Source organism: Staphylococcus sp. GDY8P72P, assembly GCF_016890655.1.
Taxonomy (GTDB): Bacteria; Bacillota; Bacilli; order Staphylococcales; family Staphylococcaceae; genus Staphylococcus; species Staphylococcus arlettae.
Window position 1 is genome coordinate 144,509 of record NZ_JAFEQJ010000011.1, and the last position, 21,798, is coordinate 166,306.

The following is a 21,798-nucleotide window of genomic DNA, read 5'->3' on the forward strand; positions in this document are numbered from 1 at the left end:
TTTTTAACAACAAATGTAAGCGTTACCAAAAACGATGGAGGTTGATTTTATGTCAACAAAAAATGAAACTTTAAAAGCATTATATCCTGAAGATGTGTTAAGTATTGCCAAAGATTTAACTGATGGTGAAGTAACGTTGTTAAAACAATTAGATGATTTATTAGAAAGCAAATACCGTGACTCTATTAACGACCATTGGGTTAACGCTACAATACCCGAAGACTTCTTTGATGATTTAGGCAAACTAAATTATTTTAACAATCCTTTACTATTCGAAGGACGAGAAGGCGCTAAAACACCGAGTCAACTATTCCAGTTTTTCATGTCTTATACTATAGCTCGATTTGATGTGTCTTTAGTCACATTACTTGGTGTTCATCAAGGATTAGGGCATAATTCATTCTTATTTGGTGGTAGCAAAGAACAAGTCGCCTATTATATTCCTAAATTACAATCACACGAACTCCGAACTTGTTTTGCTTTAACTGAACCAAATCATGGGTCAGACGTTGCAGGTGGACTTGAAACAACAGCTGTTCGTGATGGTGATAAATGGATATTAAACGGCGAAAAAAGATGGATTGGTGGTGCACACTTAGCTGATGTTATTCCAGTCTATGCTGTAGACCCTGAAACAGGTAAACCAAAAGGTTTTATCATTCGACCTGATCAAGAAGGTGTCGAAATTGATATTATTCAAAATAAAATTGCTTTAAAAATTGTACCCAACGCCAATATCAAACTAAATAACGTAGTTGTAGAAGAAAGTGAAAGATTACAAAATATTAATAGTTTTAAAGATATTGCAAAAGTTCTATATTCTACACGTGCTGGCGTTGCATATATGGCTACAGGAGCGATTGCAGGTGCATTACGTGCCACACTGAACTATGTAACTCAACGTAAACAGTTCGGTAAAAAGTTAAGTCAATTCCAATTAATCCAAGAAAAACTCGCTATGATGGAAGGTAATTTGGCACATGCTATGTCAATGTGTGCACAGCTTGCACGTATGCAAGCAAATGGCGAATACGATGAAGTAGCCACTTCTACTGCTAAAATGATGAACGCTTTACGTCTAAGAGATTCAGTAGCAATGGGTCGTGGAATTACAGGCGGTAATGGTATCTTAGCTGATTATGATATTGCCCGCTTCTTCTCAGATGCTGAAGCAATTTACACTTATGAAGGTACACATGAAGTCAACGCATTAGTTATTGGTAGAGCACTAACAGGAGATTCAGCCTTTCTATAAAAATGATTTAATTACATGGAGGTAATGTTATGACTATAAGAAAAGCCACTGTATTAGGTGCAGGAACAATGGGTAGCCAACTTGCTGCCTTACTTGTAAATGCGGGATTAAAAGTAAAATTATTAGATATTGTGATAGATGAACAAGAACCAAATAAAATTGCTCAAAAGGCTTATAACATCATTACAGATAAGAAGAAACCTATGTTATTTGATTTGCAATATGCTTCTAATTTATCAATTGGTAACTTTCAAGATGATTTAGTCCAAGGTGATGATAGTGATATTTATATTGAGGCAGTCAAAGAAGATATCGACATCAAACACCAAGTATGGAACCAAGTACAACAAATAGCGAAGGACAGTGCTATTTTTGCTACTAATACATCAGGTATCCCTATAGAGGGGATTGCCAAAGCGTTTGATCAGCAAGCGCGTTCTCGATTTTTAGGACTACACTTCTTTAATCCACCACGGATTATGAAATTAGCTGAAATCATTCCGAATCAAGAAACGAGTTCTGAAATTATTACACAAGTCCAACGTTTTGCTGAGGATGTATTAGGTAAAGGCGTTGTAATTGCTAACGATGTACCAGGATTTGTTGCCAACCGTGTCGGTACACAAACGATGAATGACGTTATGTATCGTGCTGAACAACAAGGATTATCCATTACTGACGTTGATGCTCTAACTGGTCAAGCTATCGGACGACCAAAAACTGGGACATATGGTTTAACTGACTTAGTAGGTTTAGATATTGCTGTAGCTGTAATGCAAGGTTTACGTCAAGACCCTGCAGAACAACCATATTTTAAAGAAGTAAAATTATCACAACAACTATATGAAGCTGGCGCATTAGGTCGCAAAACAAAACAAGGCTTCTATAAAAAAGAAGGTAAACAACGGTTAGTCTTTGATGCATCAGTTAACGATTACGTTGCCCAATCAACACCGAACTTACCTATCTTGGCACAATTCAATAAAGATTTATCTCATAATCTAGATGTTATCTTCAATGCAACAGATGAGGCCGGAACATTTTTATGGGAAACGCTACGTAATAATTTTTATTACGCTGCTATCAATGTCCCGAAAGCTGCTCCTGATTTTAAAGACATTGATCGTGCGCTTGTTTGGGGCTTCAATTGGAAAAAAGGACCATTTCAATTATGGGACTTAATGGGCTTTGACCGTGTCAAATCAAGAATGCGTGATGAATTAGGCACATTGCCCGACTGGATCGAATCATTAAATGGATCGTTTTATCAACCTCAAGAATCTATTGAGCGTGTCACAGCTATTACTGACCAAATCGAACAAGAATTATGGGATAAAGAAGATTCCAAATTAGCAGTCGTTAACACAGACCAATTACTACTTAAATTACAAAGTAAAAATAATATCATTTCAGACGGCTTTGCCGATGATTTAGTAGAAGCTATTGATGTCTTAGAAAATAATGACTATAGTAGCATGGTCATTTATGCAGATGGTCATAACTTTAGTGTTGGTGCTAACCTCTACATGATGAAAAAAGCACACGAAGATGGCTTAGTTGATACTTTAGTTGGTGACGCTGTGGATAAATTACATTATAGTTTCAGTCGCTTAAAACATTCATTAAAACCAGTAGTCACTACTACACAAGGTAAAGTACTGGGTGGTGGTTGTGAGTTAGTAATGCACTCCCCATTTGTCGTTGCATCAAGTGAAACGTATATCGGTTTAGTAGAAACAGGTGTAGGACTGTTACCAAGTGGTGGTGGTTTAGCTGAATTAGCAACACGTATCTTGAGCACTGACCATAAAGCTAACGACAAACAAGAAAGTGTATCAAAAGTATTGATGAATGTTGGTTTAGCCAAAGTAGCTACTAATGCTCATGAAGCTGTACGTTATGGTTATTTAAAACCAACTGATACGATCATCTTGAACACTGACCAACGTGTTGAAGTAGCATTGAAACGCGCAGCTTATGAAGCACAAACGAACTATATACCAACACCAAAACCAAACTTCATCGCTTTAGGTAAAGACTTTAAAGCATTAGCACAAGGTCAATTAGACGCACAACGTCTCGGTCATTTTATCAGTGACTACGACTACGAAATTGCCTTAAAAGTAGCCGATATTTTGGCTGGTGGCGATTTACCACGTAACACATATGTCAATCAACGCTATTTACAAAAACTAGAAAAACAAGGATTCTTAGAACTACTAAATAATGAAAAAACGTATGATCGTATATCACACATGCTAAAAACAGGAAAACCGTTACGTAACTAATCATTGAAATTGAGTAGAGAGAGGATGAAGTTAAATGCAAGATGCATATATTGTTGCTTATGGACGTTCTGCCGCAAGTAAAGCTAAAGGTGGCGCATTATTTCATGAAAGACCTGATGAAGTAGCTGCTCAAGTATTAAAGGGAGTATTAGATAGAGTTGATGGCAATTTCACTCCAGACATGGTAGAAGATGTCATTGTCGGTAACTCTTTCCCTGAAGGTTTACAAGGACAAAACATCGCACGTTCTATTGCCTTACTCGCAGATATGCCTGACAGTGTTCCTGGACAAACTGTCAATCGTTACTGTTCATCTGGACTACAAACGATTGCGTTAGCAGCCAATCAAATTAAAGCTGGCCAAGGTGATATCTTAGTAGCGGGTGGCATAGAACTAATGAGTGCTGTTCCAATGGGTGGTAATGAACCTACCAACAGCCCATTACTACAAGATGAAGATCGTGGCGTATCGTATCCTATGGGATTAACAGCTGAAATGGTAGCTGATACGTATCAAGTATCGAGAGCAGATCAAGATGCCTATGCTGTCCAAAGTCATCAACGTGCTTATGAAGCTCAACAAGCTGGGAAATTTGAAGATGAAATTATCCCTATCGAAGTGAACGATGTGTCATATGACCACAATGGTCCTGTAGTCACTAAAAAACAATTCAAAACAGACGAGATGATAAGACCTGATACAAATGCCGAAGCACTGGCACAGTTACGCACTGTCTTTAAGGCTGACGGCACTGTGACGGCAGGTACATCTGCACCATTAACTGACGGCTCAGGCTTTGTAGTAGTTATGTCAGGTGACAAAGTTAAAGAATTAGGTGTTACGCCAATTGCTCGTTTTGTCGGCTTTAAAGCTGTTGGTGTAGATCCAAAATTAATGGGTATTGGACCGGCTTATGCTATACCTGAAGTACTGTCAGCCAATGGCTTAACAATTGATGATATTGACATTACCGAATTAAACGAAGCATTTGCATCTCAAACGCTCGCATCCATTCGCGAAACTGGTTTAAAAATAGATAAAACCAATGTCAACGGTGGCGCAATTGCCTTAGGACATCCTTTAGGTGCTACAGGAGCAATGCTAACTGGACGTTTATTATCAGAAATGAAAAAACAACCACACACACGTTACGGCATGGTCACTATGTGTATCGGTGTAGGTATGGGTGCTGCCGGTATATTCGAATATATTCGCAATTAATACCTGTTCAATTCTCAAAATAATCTAGTCACAAAACACTTCAAATAAAGATTATTTAAATATAAAGACTACCATCAAATCACTTACGGTTGATGGTAGTCTTTTTTGTTATTCGCACTGTTAAAAAAGTAAATAAAATATACATATTTTTTTATTTGAATTATTTTTATTAAACTAAATATTAGTTTAACTTAGGAGGTTTTTTTGTGGGAAAAATTTTATTTATCAATCCAGGGTCAGAAGGTCACATCAATCCAACGATTGAAGTATGTAAGTCGTTGGTAGACCAAGGAGAAGAAGTCGTTTATTATTTAAGCGATATATACGAATCCAAACTAGCTAATACTGGAGTCGAGATACGTTCGTTACCTATCGATTCAGTGGTCGAATCCTTTACAGCATATGGTAATAATAATGTGTTAGACGTCATCAATGGCGTGTTGAATACTGCCCATGTCATGTTACCACGCATTTTAAATGATATTAAACATGAACATTTTGATTATGTAATCTATGATTCTATGTTTGGGTGTGGCTATTTAATTGCTCAAAAATTAAATATTCCTGCTATTTCATCCGTTACCACTTTTGCTAAAACGAAGCCATTGTTCGACAATTTTATCACTTCAATTGAAAATCAACTTGATGATTCGGAAGTTGCACGTTCTAACCAAATATTCCAAAGTTTAAAAACCGATATTGAAACAACATATCAAGTTCAAATACCGTCACGTCATGAAATTATGAATAATCCTGGTGATTTAAATATTTCTTATATTATGCAAGGATTTCAACACGATGTTGAGCAGTTTAATGCTCAAGAGTTTGTGTTTGCTGGACCGTCAGTACGCACACCACAACCTACTGAGTTTATGAATAAGATTAATACTTCACGCCCTGTTATTTATATTTCTCTAGGTACAGTGTTTAACGAAAACATCAGCTTCTTTAATAGATGCTTTGCAGCTTTAAAAGATTTAAATGTTACAGTCGTAGTATCAATTGGCACTACAAATAATCTTGCTAATTTTGATGATATACCTAGCAACTTTATTGTCGAATCATACGTTCCACAAATTGAGTTATTACAACATACAGACTTATTTATCACACATGCTGGGATGAATAGTACGAACGAAGCTATGATGATGGATGTACCTTTACTGGCTTTTCCACAAAGCGCTGACCAACCAGTCGTCTCACATCAAATTGAACAATTAGGGATCGGCAAAAAACTTGATTCCGCCACTGTAACAACTACTGAACTAAAAACAACGGTAACAGAAATGTTAACTAACTTAGACTATTACAAAGCGAATATTGCCAAAATCAAGCAATTACAATCTACTACGAAACCTGGATATCAAGTAGCTGTAGAAGCAATACTTAATTTCAAAAAACAGTATGTACACTAGCTTTGGGACGTATCATATTGCAACAAAATATAATTTTGGCAACGGTTCCTGCGAGAAGCGCACTCGCTGAAGACTACAGGCTGTGGCAGTGCCCGCGGAAAGCGTGCATAAAAAAACTGTCGACAAAGTCAGAAACTTTGTCGACAGTCCGAAAGAAGCGATTTCTCGCTTCTTTTTTATAACTAACGGTAGCTTAGTTACCGTATAATTCAGTTTTAATTTGAGTCGTTGAAATACCTTCTGTACGATTCACATAAATCACTTCACATTGTGATTTCAACTCGTCAAATTCACCTTCCCAGTCGTGACCCATAATAAATAAATCAACATCATATTTATCTACATCTTTAGTTTTTTGTCCCCAACCATCTTCAGGAATTACTAAATCTACATAACGAATTGATTCTAACATCATCTTACGTTGCTCATAGTTATAATATGATTTTTTGTTTTTAATTTTATTAAACTCATCTGTAGATAACGCAACGATTAAATAATCACCGTGCTCTCTAGCTCTTCTCAATAATTCAATATGGCCATAATGTAATAAATCATATGTGCCGTAAGTTATTACTCTTTTCATCGTTTGTTTGCCTCCAGCTATTGTTAGACCATAACTATGTCTAATGTAGTTCGTTTATTTAATTAATATTTAATGACATCTGAAATAATTTTAGAACCTTTTCCTTGTTCTAACGAACAGAATTTATCATAAAACGCATCAATTTGTGGTTTGTAATCTTCTGCTATTTGATCTAAGTTCTTCAAATCATTTGCTAATTCATAAGGATCTTGATAAATCGGACCTGGTAAATCTTTGTGATAGTCTAAATAGAAACCACGTAAATCTTGTCCATATTTATCTAAATCATAAGCAAAGAAAATTTGTGGTTTTTTCAGTACACCATAGTCAAACATAACTGATGAATAATCTGTAATTAAACAATCAGTAACTAAGTATAATTCTGAAATATCACTGTAGTTTGATACATCAATCGCAAACTCTTCAAAACCACGTAAGTCTAGAGCATTGGAAATAAGATAGTGCATTCTTAATAACACTACGTACTCATCCCCTAGTTGACGTTGTAAGTTTTCTAAATCTATTTTTAAATCAAATAGATATTTACCTTTTTTCACAAACTCATCATCTCTCCATGTTGGAGCATACATTATGACTTTTTTATCATGTGGTAAATTTAAATTTTCTTTGATGTCATTAATATACTGTTCGTCATCCGCTCTGTTCACTAAGACATCGTTACGAGGGTAACCAATTTCTAAAATTCTATCACTATCCATCCAAAAGGCACTTTCAAAAATTTCAGAAGAATACCTATTTGGTGATACTAAATAGTCCCATCTACTAGTTTCTTCTCTGAAGTTACGTTTATAATTCTCAGTTGTCGTTCCTGGCATACGAATAACTTTCATGTCATTAGCTAAACGTTTTAATGGTGTACCATGCCAAGTTTGTATATACACTTGATTGGGCTTTTTATTTAAATATAATGGCAAGCGTGCATTGGCAACCCAATATTTAGCTTTACTATATGCTTCGTAATACGCTTGTGAACCTTTTTTCACTTTCTTCGCTGGACCAGGTATAAATACATTCTTCGGTCGGTTTAATACCCAAATGTATTCAAATTCTGGGAAATGATTCATCATATATTCATAAATATATTTAGGGCTATCGCTGTAGCCTTTGCCACCGAAAGATTCAAACACAATGACATTTGGACGAACGTTTTCTGGACTATCCGTTAACTGATACAACGAACGATTTTTGTTTTTGCGCTTTAAGATAACATTTTTAGCCAAACGTGCATTTTTTCTAATTAGGTTAATTTTGTAAGCTTTTTTCTTTTGATTTAATGCTAGTAATAATGATTCTAAAATAAATAATGGTTTTTCGTTTTTAATGATATTAGGTAATAATTTGCGTATTACACCAGGAAGTAAAGAGCTATAATTTGCATAACGTTCTTTTGTCTTTCTTGAAGATGGTTCAAATGATTGCATCACTAAGCTCTTCATTTTATTCGTAATAAATTCTTTATTGTCTTTATATGGTGCGCGTTTTATAGCATCGTTAAAACTATAAATATAGTCGTTAAAAACAACACCAAACTCTTGTTTAGACAACGCTGGTTTTAAGAATGGATCATAGATTTCACCTTTGATATAAAATGGGAATCGTGACACTCGTACAAACCAATTTGAATATTTCATATACTCAAGTAAAAATGACCAATCAATATAAACATCTAAGTCTTCGTTAAAACGTACGTTATGCCCTTTCATGATAGCCGTTTTAAACACTATATTACATGCTGAATTTTTACGTAAAAATTGATTGGAATGTGTTTTAGTTTTTAAATATTTTACTTCTACTAAGTTTTGATCAACGTATTGTGGAATATCCAATGTAAACGAATGGATTGGCGCAATTAAGGCATCACATTTATTTAACACTTTCAAATAATAAGTTAAAGCATATGATGCTAAATAATCATCGGAATCGACAAAAATGAAATACGGTGAAGTTACTTCTTTTAATGCTATATTTCGTGCGTGCGCATGACCTTTGTTTGTATCTAAATCAATCTCATGACAATTAATATCCCATCCATCTAACATAGATGCCACTAGCTCTTTTGACTGATCCGTTGAGCCATCGTTCACTAAAATCAATTCAAAATCTTGCATTCTTTGCTTTTTCAAACTACTTAAACATTTAGCAATGTAGTCCTCCGAGTTATAGTAAGTGACTATAACAGATATTTTATTCATTAATATTACCTCTTTACTTTTATATATATTTACATTAAGTGTTAAGAATATTTCTTTAGCACTTGGAGTTTATCTGAAAACAATAACATTTAGTATAACAAAAACAAATGCATTTTTTTACAAAAACAAAACATTTTTAATATACATTTAATATAATAGTAACAATTTTAGATTTAATAGCAAATAGCGTTGTAACTATCGATACTACTGTGTTTTACAGTATTTTATTTCGTTAATTTTAAGTAAAACGCCATCTTGCAGTCAACGATTCAGTCATATATCGCTACTGTTGCGCTCACATGTGCATTCCCATATCGTAATTTAGCTATTGACTGCACAATAAAAATGTACAAGATTAGTTTAAGTTTAATTCGTTATGTTGGGGTTCGACGTCATTTTGAGTTACACTGAAAAAATAATAGTTTTAGTCTGCCTGTTAAAAGTGAAGACAAAAGGTTTGGCTACTATGACTGACTTTAACTTGATAACTATTTTGTTACACTCAAAATAGTTAGAATTTTCACACAATAGTAAATTCACTAAAGTGTTAGTAATTTTAGGGGGTATTTTTATGAACAGGGAGAGTAACAATCAGCAAGATTTAAGAATTAAAAGTAAAGTAATCAGTGAAGGTGTCAGTCGTACACCGAACCGTTCTTATTTACGTGCGTTAGGTTTTGAAGATGATGACTTTAACAATCCAATGATTGGAGTTGCCAGTACTTGGAGTGAAGTTACACCATGTAACGTACATATTGATGGCCTCGCACGTGCTGCCAAACGTGGCGTGAGCGAAGCTGGTGCAAATCCACTGATTTTTAATACCATTACTGTATCTGATGGCATTTCTATGGGTACTGACGGTATGCGATTCTCATTACCTAGTCGTGAATTGATCGCCGACTCTATTGAATCTGTAGTCAGTGCAGAAAATTTAGACGGCGTAGTTGCAATTGGCGGCTGTGATAAAAATATGCCGGGTTGTATGATTGGTATTGCACGTTTAAATTTACCAGCCGTATTTGTTTACGGAGGTACTGTATTACCAGGGAAATTAGATGGAAAAGACTTAGATGCTGTGTCTGCCTTTGAAGGTGTAGGACAATATAACAATGGAGAAATTGATAAAGCAGCGTTACACAAAGTAGAGTGTAATGCTTGTCCAGGCGCTGGTGCTTGTGGTGGTATGTTTACTGCAAATACTATGTCGTCAGCAATTGAAGCTATGGGTATGAGTTTACCTGGCAGTGCATCACACCCAGCAGTATCTTCCGATAAAGCTAAAGATAGCCGTGCAGCAGGCAAGGCTGTTTATCATTTATTAGAACAAGGCATTTATCCAAAAGACATTATGACTAAAGAAGCTTTCGAAAATGCAATTACTGTTGCTATGGCTTTAGGTGGCTCAACAAATGCAATTTTACATTTACTTGCCATCGCACATACTATGGAAATTGATTTAACATTAGATGATTTTGAAGAAGTACGTAAACGTGTACCTCATATAGCTGATTTACGTCCGAGTGGTAAGTACGTCATGTCACACCTTAACGATGTCGGAGGTATTCCAGCAGTAATGAAGCTACTTCACAAACATGGATTAATTCATGGAGAGTGCTTAACAGTTACTGGTAAAACAGTAGCAGAAAATCTAGCTGATGCACCCGATTTATCTGATAACAAAGAAATCATTAATTTTGAACAGCCGAAACACCCAACAGGTCCACTAGTAATCCTAAAAGGAAACTTAGCCCCTGAAGGTGCGGTAGCCAAAATTTCAGGATTAAGTGTTACGTACATTCAAGGTCCAGCTAAAGTCTTTGACACTGAAAATGACGCAACACATGCGATTTTAAATGATCAAATTAAACCTGGCGATATAGTCGTTATTCGGTACGCCGGACCTAAAGGTGGACCAGGTATGCCTGAAATGCTATCCGCTTCTTCAATTTTAGTTGGTAAAGGGTTAGGTGAATCTGTAGGCTTGTTAACAGACGGCCGTTTTTCTGGAGGCTCTCATGGTTTAGTTATTGGCCACGCTGCACCAGAAGCTCAAGTTGGTGGACCTATGGCACTATTAGAAGAAAATGACATTATTACCATTGATGCCGAAAAACGTGAAATTAGCTTCGATGTTTCTGATAGCGAGTTAGCTGAGCGTAAAGCAAAATGGCAAGCACCAAAATTGAAAGCAACACATGGTACGTTATACAAATATGCAAAATTAGTATCTTCCGCATCTAAAGGTGCGATAACAGATTAATGATTTACAACAGCGTATCTCGCCTCAAAGTCCACACTTTGAGGCGAGATGCTTTTTTATATTACAATATTCGATGCCTCATAATGATAGCGCGCTTGCATTTGGCTATTTTTATACTGATTCCAGTAGCTATTTAATTGAAATTTTTATAGCAACTAAGCGCCTAGCCCACATTGAAAATCAGAACTATAGAACTTTCCTAGTAACAATTTAGCTTCACACAACTACTTTAAAACATAGTATACTAATAACATTGTTGATAAAAGACTGTGTAAGGAGTGCATCACTATGTATGCTAAATTACTGAAACAATTACCGACTCCCATATGTGGTTTAGCATTGGGTTTAGCAGCATTAAGTAATCTTTTGTTCACCATCAACTTGACCTATATACCTTTTTTATTATTTTATATATCTCTTATTATCATAGTTATATTTTTACAAAAATTGCTACTTTTTCCCCATACAGTTGCCAATGAATTAAAAAATGCTAATACTTGTGCCACCTTTCCTGCCTTGCCAATGGCACTATTATCATTATTATATATATTACATCATTACTTACATGTCATTGGATGGTTTATTACTATAATGTGGTGGCTCATGGTACTCATCCATTTTAGTATATTACTTGGATTCATCATTTATCATATATGGTTATTTCCATCGACTGATTCCAAACCGAATACTAGTTGGTTTGTGGCATTTGTAGGTATCGGGGTTATTGCTGAAACGTCTGAAGGTTTTAGTACACAACTAGGCGCAGGCGTGGTTTATTTAGGATCGATATTTTTCATCATATTACTACTGTTTGTATTATGCCGTAAAGCTTGGCAAAGGTATAACAATCAACAGTTTCCAATGGCCGTAATTATTTCTGCACCTGCAGCACTTTGCTTAAATGGTTATCTGTTAACGCGGACAGATTATTCAATGCTATATATAGGAAGTTTTTTTGTATTATCACAAGCTTTATTTATCATGTCGCTCTTTTTCATTCCAAGAATTAAAACAATTGGGTTCCAACCTGCCTATGCAGCTCTTACTTTTCCCTGGGTGACAACTGCTGCTTCGGTAGTCTCACTATATCAACTGGTAAATTTACCACCGTTGTGGAATGTTCTATTGAATATCGTAATGATTACTGAACTTATTTTCGCCACATTAGTAGTCGTTTATGTCATTTTGACTTATATTAAATACATTATCAATCATTTACGCTACACATAGCTTGGTCCAAAGTATTTATTTACTACAGTAAAAAGAACATAAAATTAGAAAATAAAGGCGTTATTATCACATGATTTAATGTGCAATAACGCCTCTTTACTTAAAATTTGATACTGAAAGAAAATTTCAATTTAACTTACTTGCTGTCAATGTTCCTATATAACAATCATATATTGCTGTCACTCCAAAACACATACTTATTATTAATAGTAGTTATCATTACCTACACTTTATTACAAATAACGAAACATAATATAGATTTTGCAAAAAAACATAACGTTATGTTGCAAAAAAATTACATACAATGAAATAATGTATTTTTACACTATAGTACAATCTTAATATTCGCCTATAAATATAAGACTTTTTTAATTTTCTAAATATTTACATGCATCTCATAATAATTACTTTTGTATTAAAACAAACATTACTATATTCTCTTTTAGAAAGTTATCTGCTATTGTTATTCTAGGAAAAATTTTGGGAGGATTTATTTTTATTATGAAAAAATTAATGACAGCAACGATTGCTACGCTATCTTTAGGTGCAGTCGGTATCGCGCAACAAAGTGAAGCTGAAGCTTCAGAAACAACTATTTCAAGTCAAGAGCAAAGTCAATTTTCTGGTATCTTTGCCGAAGGTTATATGGATAAAGATGCAAGTGGAAATTATCATCATACATCAGATGGCAATTGGGAGCAATCTATGTTCGATGATGAGCAATATTATTTCTACCTTATTGATGATAAAGGTAATTATCATTACTTCTACTTCCCTGTTGCAGGAGAAGGACAAGGCGCTACTAATGATAATACAAACGCTACAACTACACCTGTTCAACAAGATGGGAATGTGAACAGTCCAAATAAAAGCCATGAAGAAGTTCAAAAATCAGGTTATCACTTAGACGGTACTGATGACAGTGCTCAACAAGATAAAAATAACTATGACAATAACTATACACGCAATGATAATAATGGACAGCATAACGTTCAACAAGGCGCTACTTCAAATCAATCAGCTAATGAATCAGCACAAGCAACTGACAACGAAGACAGTACAAATGCTGCAAGCTCTAATAACGAGACTGCTCAAACTGCAGCATCAGCTAATGAATCAACACAAGTAACTGAACAACAAAATAATACAAATGTTGCAAGCTCTAATAATGAGACTGCTCAAACTGCAGCATCTGTAAATGAATCAGCACAAGCAACTGACAACGAAGACAATACAAATGCTGCAAACTCTAATAATGAGACTGCTCAAACTGCTGCACCTGTAAATGAATCAGCACAAGCAACTGAACAACAAAATAATACAAATGCTACAAGCTCAAATTATGAGACTACTCAAACTGCTGCACCTGTAAACGAGTCAGCACAGTCAAGTGAAGAAGCAAACACTACGCAATCAACTACAGACAGTAATAATGAAACAAGTTCATCTAATTGGTTAACTCAAAACCGTCAACTACAACCTTATGGTCAATATTATGGTGGCGGCGCTCACTATGGCGTTGACTATGCAATGGATGAAAATACACCAGTATATTCATTAACTGATGGAACAGTTACGCAAAGTGGTTGGAGTAATTATGGTGGCGGTAACCAAGTTACTATCCAAGAAGAAAATAGTGATAATTACCAATGGTATATGCACATGAATGAACTAAATGTATCAGAAGGTGACACAGTTTCAGAAGGTGACCAAATTGGTTTATCAGGTAATACTGGTAATTCAACAGCACCTCATTTACACTTCCAACGTATGGACGGTGGCGTAGGTAATAACTATTCAGTTGATCCAACATCATATGTAAATTCAAAAGCATAATAATTATAATGACCCTAGCACAATCTACTGTGCTAGGTTTTTTTCATATATTAATATGTATAAATCACATTTTACTCATCATCACATTGAAGCATTAGCTAGAAAAGCCCACTTTTAGACTTTCTTTTATTAATAGACCCTTATCAACATTAAAATATCTATTATATAAATTAACATTATAAATTCCTTTGAGTTAACTCCCGATAAAATATATATCATTATAATTAACTATATTTAAAAAAGTAATTATACTTTCTAATTTAATTTTATAAAATTTACACAAAAATAATGGGCGTTTACACTTTTTAAAAAAATTATCAAATTCATGATTAATTATTATATTTTTTATGTTATTATGTTTACAAAGAATTGAAATTTGAGGGGGGCAATCTTATGTCAAAAACAGTGAAAATTATCATTGCAGCTATCATTGGACTCTTGTTAGTTGTGGGAATTATTGGGGCAGCAACATATTATTTTGTTTCAAATTCACCTAAAAACACTTATTTAAAAAGTGAACAAGAAACTGCAAAACAATATCAAGAATATGCCAAAACACGATTCAAGGATGGATTTGAGTTCCAAGACAAGATGAAAGACGAATCATATTTAATTAATATGGATGCGAGTGCTGATGTACCTGCAAAGCTATTAAAAGACGCAGATATTCCTAAATCGGTGGTAGACGGTTCTAAAATCGGATTAAAGGTAGGACATGACCCTGATAAAGACAAGTCAGTGCTAGCATTATCTCCAACAATCGCAGATAATAGTATCGGAGACTTCCAGTGGGCTGCAGACAAAAATAACCAATATTATGAAGCACCTATTTTAGATGATGTTTACAAAGCCAAAAACGATGAGCTAGTAGATGTGTATAACAAGTTAACTGGAAGCAGCAGTTATTCTTCAACAAGTTCACAAGATAATGCTATCACAAATGATTCATTGAATTTAAATACTATTTTATCAAGCACACAGATTTCTGAAGATAAATTAGAAGACATTAGTGAACGTTACAGTGATCTAATCATCGATGAATTAGATGACGATAATTTCGACAAAGAAGATGACACTATTTCAGTTGATGGTGAAGACACAGACGTACAAAAAGTTACTATGACTTTAAGCAAAAAAGAAACAAAAGCTCTTATTCAAACTGTATTAGAAGAAGCAAAAGATGATGACGACATTAAAGAAATTGCAGAAGATAAAATGCAAGCAGATTCTTATAGCGATTCAATTGACGATGCATTAGAAGAAGTTAAAGATACAGATGCTTCAGATTTCCCTAGCGTTAAATCTGTAATTTGGGAAGAAGATAAACATATTCTAAAAAGAGATTTAACTCTAAAAGCAGAAAATGGTGAAGAAGTAACACTTGAAGGTACAAGTAATATCGATGATGATAACTTAGCTGTCGATTATAAAATCAAAGCCGACAATACAACTTTAGGCATCAAAGGTAAATCTACTAAAAAAGATGACACGTACAATGATAAATACACTTTAACTGCTGACGAGTCATATAAAAAATCTAACATTAAAATTTCTAACAAAGAAAAACAAGATGGAGACAAACGTACAGACAAAGGTAACATTACCTTCGGCTCTGAATACGATGAAACAACAATAGATTATAATAATGTATTAAATACAGATACTAAAAATAATCAACAAAAACAAAAACTTGATGTCACTATGGATGTCGAAGGTGAACCAGTAACAGTTACTTTAGAAGGTGACGTAAAACTGAAGGAAGATATTAACTTCGACAAAGGTAATGCTAAAGATTTAAATACACTAAGTGACAGCGACTTCAGAAAATTACAACGTGAAATATCTGATAATACAGAAGATATTGTTAAAGATGTCGCAAAAGATTTAAAATAATAACTAATTAACTATAAAGGAGTGATAAAATGAAAACATTTCAATTGTTTCGCATTTATCACTCCTTTTTATTAAAAAAATGGTATTTATTGCTTTATATATTTGTCATAATTATCGCTGCTTTTGGAACATTACTTATTATTCAACAGTCACAGCAAGATAATACTACCTTCAACATTGGAGTTGTCGATGAAGACGACACTAAAGAAACACGATTAATTTTAAAATCTTTAGGTAATGGTAATAACTTAGGAAAAGATATACGTATCACCCCTTACACACAACGGCAAGCGCATAAAAAATTGCAACAACACCAACTCGATGGATATTATGTATTCAAAGATGGTATGACGAAAACATTTTATCGTAATGGCAGTTTACCTATTACAGTTTATACATATGATAAACAGTCAACACAAAGTATTACACTTAACCAATTAACTGATTCAGTCTACGACAGACTTATGGGTGCTATGGGCGGTGGCCTCACTTACAATTCACTTGCACCTGATGCAACAAAAAATGACAATCTAAAGTTATTGACCGACTTATTATTTACAGGACTTAATCGTACAGGCACCTTTGACTATCATCCAATGACTATTTATCATACTGGCAGTTATTATGTAGTAACTGGTTATTTAGCATCTATCTTTATTGTCTGTTTATCACTGTTTTCAATTTTAAAAATGAATCAAGAAAAAGCTTTAAAAGACCGTTTGACCCTATTTCATTTTGCTGTAGAAAAGCTTATACTTATCCGAAGTTTGTTTACTTTTATCTATACTTTAGTATGGGCGATTTTAGGCTTACTTTGGATGTTGTTAACCTTACCTAATGCCTTTGAAATGTACAACTGGCCAACTTTAGCACTTCACATTTTATACTATGTCATCATGATAACTCTAGTGCTAACAATTATTGAATTACAGTTACAAGGCTTAAAACAGTTATTTGCTAAAATTCTTTTTACACTAGTTATACTTGTATTATCAGGAATCACACTCCCTACTATTTACTTCAGTCATTTATTGGGAGGACTATTCGCTCATCAACCGTTCAGTCTAGTTACGAATCAATTGTTAGAACTCGTACTTAACAACTATATTTTAGACATCAGCCCTCTATTTTATAGCAGTTTGATCGTCCTGTCCTGTTGGCTTATCGGGCTATTAGTTTGGAGGTATCGCACATGAAGCCATTTTTATACTTAGTCATTTATAAACAATGGAAGCAGTACCTTCTTTTATTTGGCATTTTATTAAGTAGTTTAGGTTTGATATGGGTACTACAAAAAACGATTAATCAAACATTTCACATTCCTATTGCTATACAAGATTTAGATCAATCTGCTAACTCTAAAACGTTAATTAAGCAACTTAAACAAGAACCTATTTTAGAAGTATCAACTTTACCTTTAGATGATGATTACATCGAGGAAGCTGTAACTAAAAAAGAAGCTGTAATTAGTCTGCAAATACCTAAAAATTACAGCTCACAACTAGAACAAAATGATTTACATGAAGCTATCTTACTTTATGGAAGAGATGATTTTATTGGCAATATTTCTTTGGAAATAGTAAGCCAATCGCTGTATAACCAACAAATACCTTATCTTGTGCATACACATGTACAAGAGGCCGATACTAACGTCAGTATCAATCAAGTTAAATCTAAATTAACGGATAAAACACCTACCTCTAACGTAGATTTTCGTTCGTTACATACCTCATCAAACCGCTCGCTATCTATGAGCATAATTTTCGGCTTACTGTTGTGTATTAGTAGTGTCCAAATACTACTACATCACAACTTAAAACAAAACGCGCCTTTGCAACGTTTGTATTTAGCACCTTTTAGTAAATTAAAGTTGTATGGGCTATATATTGCGGCACACACTATAGTGTTGCTTATTATACTATGGTTGAGCGCGCTATTAATGCACCAACAACTTAGCATAACTTTTTATTTAGCTACATTGTTCGTTATTATTATTTATGAATTAGGTATCTCATGGTTATTATTCACTATTAACACTTTAAGTCATAGACTTTTCATGGCACTTATCTATGCACTAGCTATTACTTTAATTTATATCTATTTACAATTTTAGGAGTGACAATATGATAGAACTTATTAATATTCATAAGCATTATCAACGCAAAACAATATTTAATAAGCTCAATATGACATTCGCAGATCGACAAGTTACCGTACTACTTGGTGAAAATGGTGCCGGTAAATCAACGTTGTTAAATTTAATTTCATCTTTGGAGCAACCAAATAGTGGAACAATTAAATACTTTGATAAAACTTTAACAACAAAAGCAATTCGTCAACTTATTGGTTATATTCCTCAAGATATTGCTTTGTTTGAACATATGACGGTCGATGAAAATATCGCATGTTTCAAAGCATTGTGTCGTACACCATTATCAGATCAACAAATTACTAATTACGCAGAAACACTTAACTTACAAGATCGTCAGCAAACTGTCGCCAAACTGTCTGGAGGAACAAAACGTAAAGTTAATTTATTAATTGGTCTACTCGGTCAACCACGAATATTATTACTCGATGAACCCACTGTCGGTATCGATTTAAAATCTCGTTATGATATCCACCGTTTATTAGTTACTTTAAAGGAACAATGCTTAATTATTTTAACAACACATCATTTAGATGAAGTTGAAGTGCTTGCAGATAATATCAAAGTCATCGGCAGCGATCCGTTCTATACTAAAGTGTTAACAGATAAACAGTGGCCTTTTGAATCATATGCTAATAATTAACAACTAATATAATAAACATAACACACCGCTTTTCATAATTAGTGGTGTGTTACTTTTTACAAAAATAACAACGTTGTTATTTTCTCGAAAATCTTTTATAATAGAATAATGTGAATACGCTTACATGACTTATTATTAAATTAGGAGGACGTTTACATGTCATTATTGAGTGAACATTTGCCGCTAATATCTTTGATTATTGGTGTAGCATTCCTACTCTTTATCAATATTAAACTTAAAATAAATAGTATATTAGCTCTTATATTTTCTGCTATTATCGTTGGTCTAATTAACGGAATGAAACCAATGACTATATTAGATACTGTTAAAGATGGATTAGGGTCAACATTAGGAAGTTTAGCATTAATCATTGGGTTTGGTGCTGTCTTAGGTAAAATTATGGTTGATTCTGGCGCAGCACAACGTATTGCTTCAACTTTAATCTCTAAATTTGGGGTAAAAAATGTACAGTGGGCATTAATCATTATTGGTGCTGTATTTGGTATTTCAGTCTTTTATGAAGTTGCATTTATGATTTTAGCACCTTTAGTAATTAGTATTGCTGTAGAAGCCAAAACACCTTTCATGAAATTAGGAATCACTATGGTTGCAGCTACAACATTGCCCCATAGTCTCTTTCCACCACAGGCGGGACCAACAGCGTTAGTTGATGCTTATAACGCCGATATGGGGATGGTTTATTTATTAGGTATTCTTGTCTTTATTCCCGGAGTTTTAGTCGCAGGAATACTCTTCCCAAAATTGTTAAAAAAATTAGATTATCCAGTACCACCATTATTGTAAAAAAATAAAGTTTTTACGGAAGCAGAGATGCCTAGCTTTCGTTTAAGTTTAATTGTACCTTTAATTCCAGCAATTTTAATTTCTATTTCTACGATTTTAGTATGTTTGTTACAGAGGATACTGCCATACATGAAATAATCACCTTTTTCGGAAGTGCTGAAATTAGTTTAATAATTTCAATTATGATCGCAGTTATCGTCTTTGGTCTACGTAAAGGAAAAAATATGGAAACTATGATGTCGTCATTTGAAAGCGATTTAAAAGGCGTTGCTACCATTATTTTCATTGTAGGTGCTGGTGGTGCTTTTAAAGAAATTATATTAAAAGCCCATGTTGGTGAATATATTGCCAATCTGATGACTGACACTAATATTTCACCTCTTATTATGGCCTGGCTCATTACTGCATTGATCCGTATTGCAACTGGTCAAGGCGTAGTATCAGCGATTACAGCCGCAGGAATTGTCGGTCCTTTAATTCCTACTTTCAATGTCAATCCAGTTTTAATGGTCTTAGCCACAGCTGCGGGAAGTAATACAATTACGCATGTGAATGACGCTTCATTTTGGTTATTCAAAGAGTATTTCAATATTTCTATTAAAGATACCTTTAAAACTTGGGGGCTAACACTTCTTTTAACATCCATTACTGGACTTATTGTAGTGCTAATTTTAGATATCTTTATTTAACACAAATTTTAATAGAGACAACAAAAACACCACTCCTACACATTTACTTGTATACGGAGTGGTGTTTTACTGTTATTTAAAATAACATATGTGAAAAATAAATAGTTATTGCTACTGTTAGCGCACTAAAGAGTGTTGATAAAAATACTAATTGTGCTGCCATTTCTGGATAGTTATCATATTCTTGAGCGATAACTGAACTATTTACAGAAGTTGGCATCGCAGACGTGATGAAGAGTGCTTGACCTACAATACCGTCTATACCCATTAATTTAATAATAACCAAAGCAATCAATGGACCAGCAACGAGACGAATTAGTATAAAAATATAAGCTGAAGACCATTTTAAACTGAAGTTTATTTTGGCAATTTGTCCGCCTAATAAAATTAAGGCAATCGCAATCATTGCATCTGCTACATAGTTAGCAGGCGTCCACACAAATTTAGGAATAGGAATATCATTATAATTAAAAATTAATGCTAACACTAACGCATAAAGCACAGGCATTTTAAAATAACCTAGCATTGCTTTCAATTTACCTATTTGTAATGATTGAATTGAAAAGATTCCATAAGAGAACGTAAAAATATTTTGTAACGATAACATAATGACTTGTACAGACATTGCTAGTGCATCCCCTTTAAACACTAAGTCATTAACAGGCACGCCGTAATTACCGCAATTAAAAAAGAAAGTGCTATTTTTAAGCGTCGTAGCTTTACCTCTCTCCATTTTGCCAAGTCTTGTTAACACTTCTGCAATAATATAGAGAATAAATATGTATATAATAAAAAAGATGACGATGTACAATAACAGTTTCAATGCAAAATCAGTCTGATAAAATTTTACAAAAATAAAACCTGGCACAAATACATAAATATTTAATTTAGCCAACGTGTTTAAATCTAAGGTGAATTTTTTTTGTAAAACAAAACCAAGCAATACCATAATAAATATTGGTAGCAAGATGTTTTGTAAAATATAATACATTTCAATCATATATGTATCCCCTTTTTCATATGATGGTCATTGTAAATAAAATCCGTTATCCTTTATCATACACTTCTTATTTCATAAAAACTATGCCATAGCTTATTCATTTTTCCTATTTACCTTTAAAAATGCAATAAAAAAACACGACCCTCACCAATGAACTGACCCCAATTAGTGGGAATAAAATAAAAACACTTTCGTTGAATTCATTTAAAATGAATCATACGGAGGTGTTTTTTCTATGAAAATAATGTCTTTTTCAATAGAAACAAAATATAAAACGATTGAAATGAAAGAAGTTGGATATACTGTAAAAGAAAT

General features: G+C 33.9%; 14 protein-coding genes and 2 pseudogenes. 13 read left to right on the plus strand and 3 right to left on the minus strand.

The features are described from left to right. Positions 1-49 precede the first annotated feature (49 nt). The 5 genes from fadE to JVU85_RS14050 all read left to right on the plus strand — a co-directional run bounded on the left by fadE (position 50) and on the right by JVU85_RS14050 (position 6,388). On the plus strand, positions 50-1,255 hold the full coding sequence (gene fadE, locus JVU85_RS06280) for an acyl-CoA dehydrogenase FadE (RefSeq protein ID WP_002509893.1): 1,206 nt from the start codon (positions 50-52) through the stop codon (positions 1,253-1,255). 29 nt (positions 1,256-1,284) lie between these two features. Next, positions 1,285-3,543, plus strand: a complete 2,259-nt coding sequence (gene fadB, locus JVU85_RS06285; RefSeq protein ID WP_002509894.1) for a 3-hydroxyacyl-CoA dehydrogenase/crotonase FadB — start codon at positions 1,285-1,287, stop codon at positions 3,541-3,543. Positions 3,544-3,577: 34 nt separating this feature from the next. Then, positions 3,578-4,765, plus strand: coding sequence for a thiolase family protein (locus tag JVU85_RS06290; RefSeq protein ID WP_204172172.1), 1,188 nt, complete (start codon positions 3,578-3,580; stop codon positions 4,763-4,765). A gap of 206 nt (positions 4,766-4,971) precedes the next feature. After that, positions 4,972-6,180 (plus strand): macrolide family glycosyltransferase, encoded by a 1,209-nt coding sequence (locus JVU85_RS06295; protein ID WP_204172173.1) that lies wholly within the window; start codon positions 4,972-4,974, stop codon positions 6,178-6,180. Between the two features lie 82 nt (positions 6,181-6,262). After that, positions 6,263-6,388, plus strand: a complete 126-nt coding sequence (locus JVU85_RS14050) for a hypothetical protein (RefSeq protein ID WP_258521907.1) — start codon at positions 6,263-6,265, stop codon at positions 6,386-6,388. Here the strand turns inward: JVU85_RS14050 and tagD are convergent. Together tagD and JVU85_RS06305 are read right to left on the minus strand one after the other, a co-directional pair. Next, positions 6,374-6,763 carry a glycerol-3-phosphate cytidylyltransferase gene (gene tagD, locus JVU85_RS06300; protein ID WP_002509897.1) on the minus strand — a complete coding sequence of 130 codons (390 nt, stop codon included), beginning with the start codon at positions 6,761-6,763 and terminating at the stop codon, positions 6,374-6,376. The two genes, JVU85_RS14050 and tagD, sit on opposite strands and share 15 nt — an antisense overlap. A 62-nt stretch (positions 6,764-6,825) precedes the next feature. Beyond that, on the minus strand, positions 6,826-8,976 hold the full coding sequence (locus JVU85_RS06305) for a bifunctional glycosyltransferase/CDP-glycerol:glycerophosphate glycerophosphotransferase (protein ID WP_002509898.1): 2,151 nt from the start codon (positions 8,974-8,976) through the stop codon (positions 6,826-6,828). Positions 8,977-9,547: 571 nt separating this feature from the next. Here JVU85_RS06305 and ilvD point away from each other — a divergent pair. The 8 genes and pseudogenes from ilvD (at position 9,548) to JVU85_RS06345 (ending at position 20,483) form a co-directional block, all read left to right on the plus strand. Beyond that, positions 9,548-11,239 carry a dihydroxy-acid dehydratase gene (gene ilvD / locus JVU85_RS06310; protein WP_151508309.1) on the plus strand — a complete coding sequence of 564 codons (1,692 nt, stop codon included), beginning with the start codon at positions 9,548-9,550 and terminating at the stop codon, positions 11,237-11,239. A gap of 288 nt (positions 11,240-11,527) precedes the next feature. Continuing rightward, entirely contained in the window at positions 11,528-12,469 is a 942-nt protein-coding gene (locus JVU85_RS06315) for an SLAC1 family transporter (protein WP_204172174.1), read from the plus strand. Between the two features lie 1,449 nt (positions 12,470-13,918). Next, a pseudogene (locus JVU85_RS14160) lies at positions 13,919-14,305 on the plus strand (M23 family metallopeptidase); the annotation flags it as partial. A 393-nt stretch (positions 14,306-14,698) separates the two neighbouring features. Next, positions 14,699-16,198 carry a DUF6583 family protein gene (locus JVU85_RS06325; protein WP_021459458.1) on the plus strand — a complete coding sequence of 500 codons (1,500 nt, stop codon included), beginning with the start codon at positions 14,699-14,701 and terminating at the stop codon, positions 16,196-16,198. Positions 16,199-16,227: 29 nt separating this feature from the next. Continuing rightward, entirely contained in the window at positions 16,228-17,394 is a 1,167-nt protein-coding gene (locus tag JVU85_RS06330) for an ABC transporter permease (protein ID WP_002509903.1), read from the plus strand. Next, positions 17,391-18,311 (plus strand): ABC transporter permease, encoded by a 921-nt coding sequence (locus JVU85_RS06335; protein ID WP_002509904.1) that lies wholly within the window; start codon positions 17,391-17,393, stop codon positions 18,309-18,311. Before JVU85_RS06330 ends, JVU85_RS06335 begins: the two co-directional genes overlap by 4 nt. A 10-nt stretch (positions 18,312-18,321) precedes the next feature. Further along, positions 18,322-18,990: an ABC transporter ATP-binding protein gene (locus JVU85_RS06340; protein WP_204172175.1), complete on the plus strand. Its 669-nt coding sequence runs from the start codon at positions 18,322-18,324 to the stop codon at positions 18,988-18,990. A gap of 156 nt (positions 18,991-19,146) precedes the next feature. Continuing rightward, positions 19,147-20,483 (plus strand): annotated as a pseudogene (locus JVU85_RS06345) (gluconate:H+ symporter). Between the two features lie 76 nt (positions 20,484-20,559). On the opposite strand, the gene JVU85_RS06350 reads toward JVU85_RS06345, so the two are convergent. Beyond that, on the minus strand, positions 20,560-21,483 hold the full coding sequence (locus tag JVU85_RS06350; protein ID WP_002509907.1) for an AEC family transporter: 924 nt from the start codon (positions 21,481-21,483) through the stop codon (positions 20,560-20,562). Positions 21,484-21,798 lie beyond the last annotated feature (315 nt).

Bases quoted from the DNA above. Each gene is read 5' to 3' on its own strand.
- fadE (WP_002509893.1), top strand. From the start codon at position 50: ATGTCAACAAAAAATGAAACTTTAAAAGCATTATATCCTGAAGATGTG.
- fadB (WP_002509894.1), top strand. From the start codon at position 1,285: ATGACTATAAGAAAAGCCACTGTATTAGGTGCAGGAACAATGGGTAGC.
- JVU85_RS06290 (WP_204172172.1), top strand. From the start codon at position 3,578: ATGCAAGATGCATATATTGTTGCTTATGGACGTTCTGCCGCAAGTAAA.
- JVU85_RS06325 (WP_021459458.1), top strand. From the start codon at position 14,699: ATGTCAAAAACAGTGAAAATTATCATTGCAGCTATCATTGGACTCTTG.
- JVU85_RS06350 (WP_002509907.1), bottom strand. From the start codon at position 21,483: ATGATTGAAATGTATTATATTTTACAAAACATCTTGCTACCAATATTT.
- JVU85_RS06340 (WP_204172175.1), top strand. From the start codon at position 18,322: ATGATAGAACTTATTAATATTCATAAGCATTATCAACGCAAAACAATA.
- JVU85_RS06330 (WP_002509903.1), top strand. From the start codon at position 16,228: ATGAAAACATTTCAATTGTTTCGCATTTATCACTCCTTTTTATTAAAA.
- ilvD (WP_151508309.1), top strand. From the start codon at position 9,548: ATGAACAGGGAGAGTAACAATCAGCAAGATTTAAGAATTAAAAGTAAA.
- JVU85_RS06335 (WP_002509904.1), top strand. From the start codon at position 17,391: ATGAAGCCATTTTTATACTTAGTCATTTATAAACAATGGAAGCAGTAC.
- JVU85_RS06315 (WP_204172174.1), top strand. From the start codon at position 11,528: ATGTATGCTAAATTACTGAAACAATTACCGACTCCCATATGTGGTTTA.
- JVU85_RS06305 (WP_002509898.1), bottom strand. From the start codon at position 8,976: ATGAATAAAATATCTGTTATAGTCACTTACTATAACTCGGAGGACTAC.
- tagD (WP_002509897.1), bottom strand. From the start codon at position 6,763: ATGAAAAGAGTAATAACTTACGGCACATATGATTTATTACATTATGGC.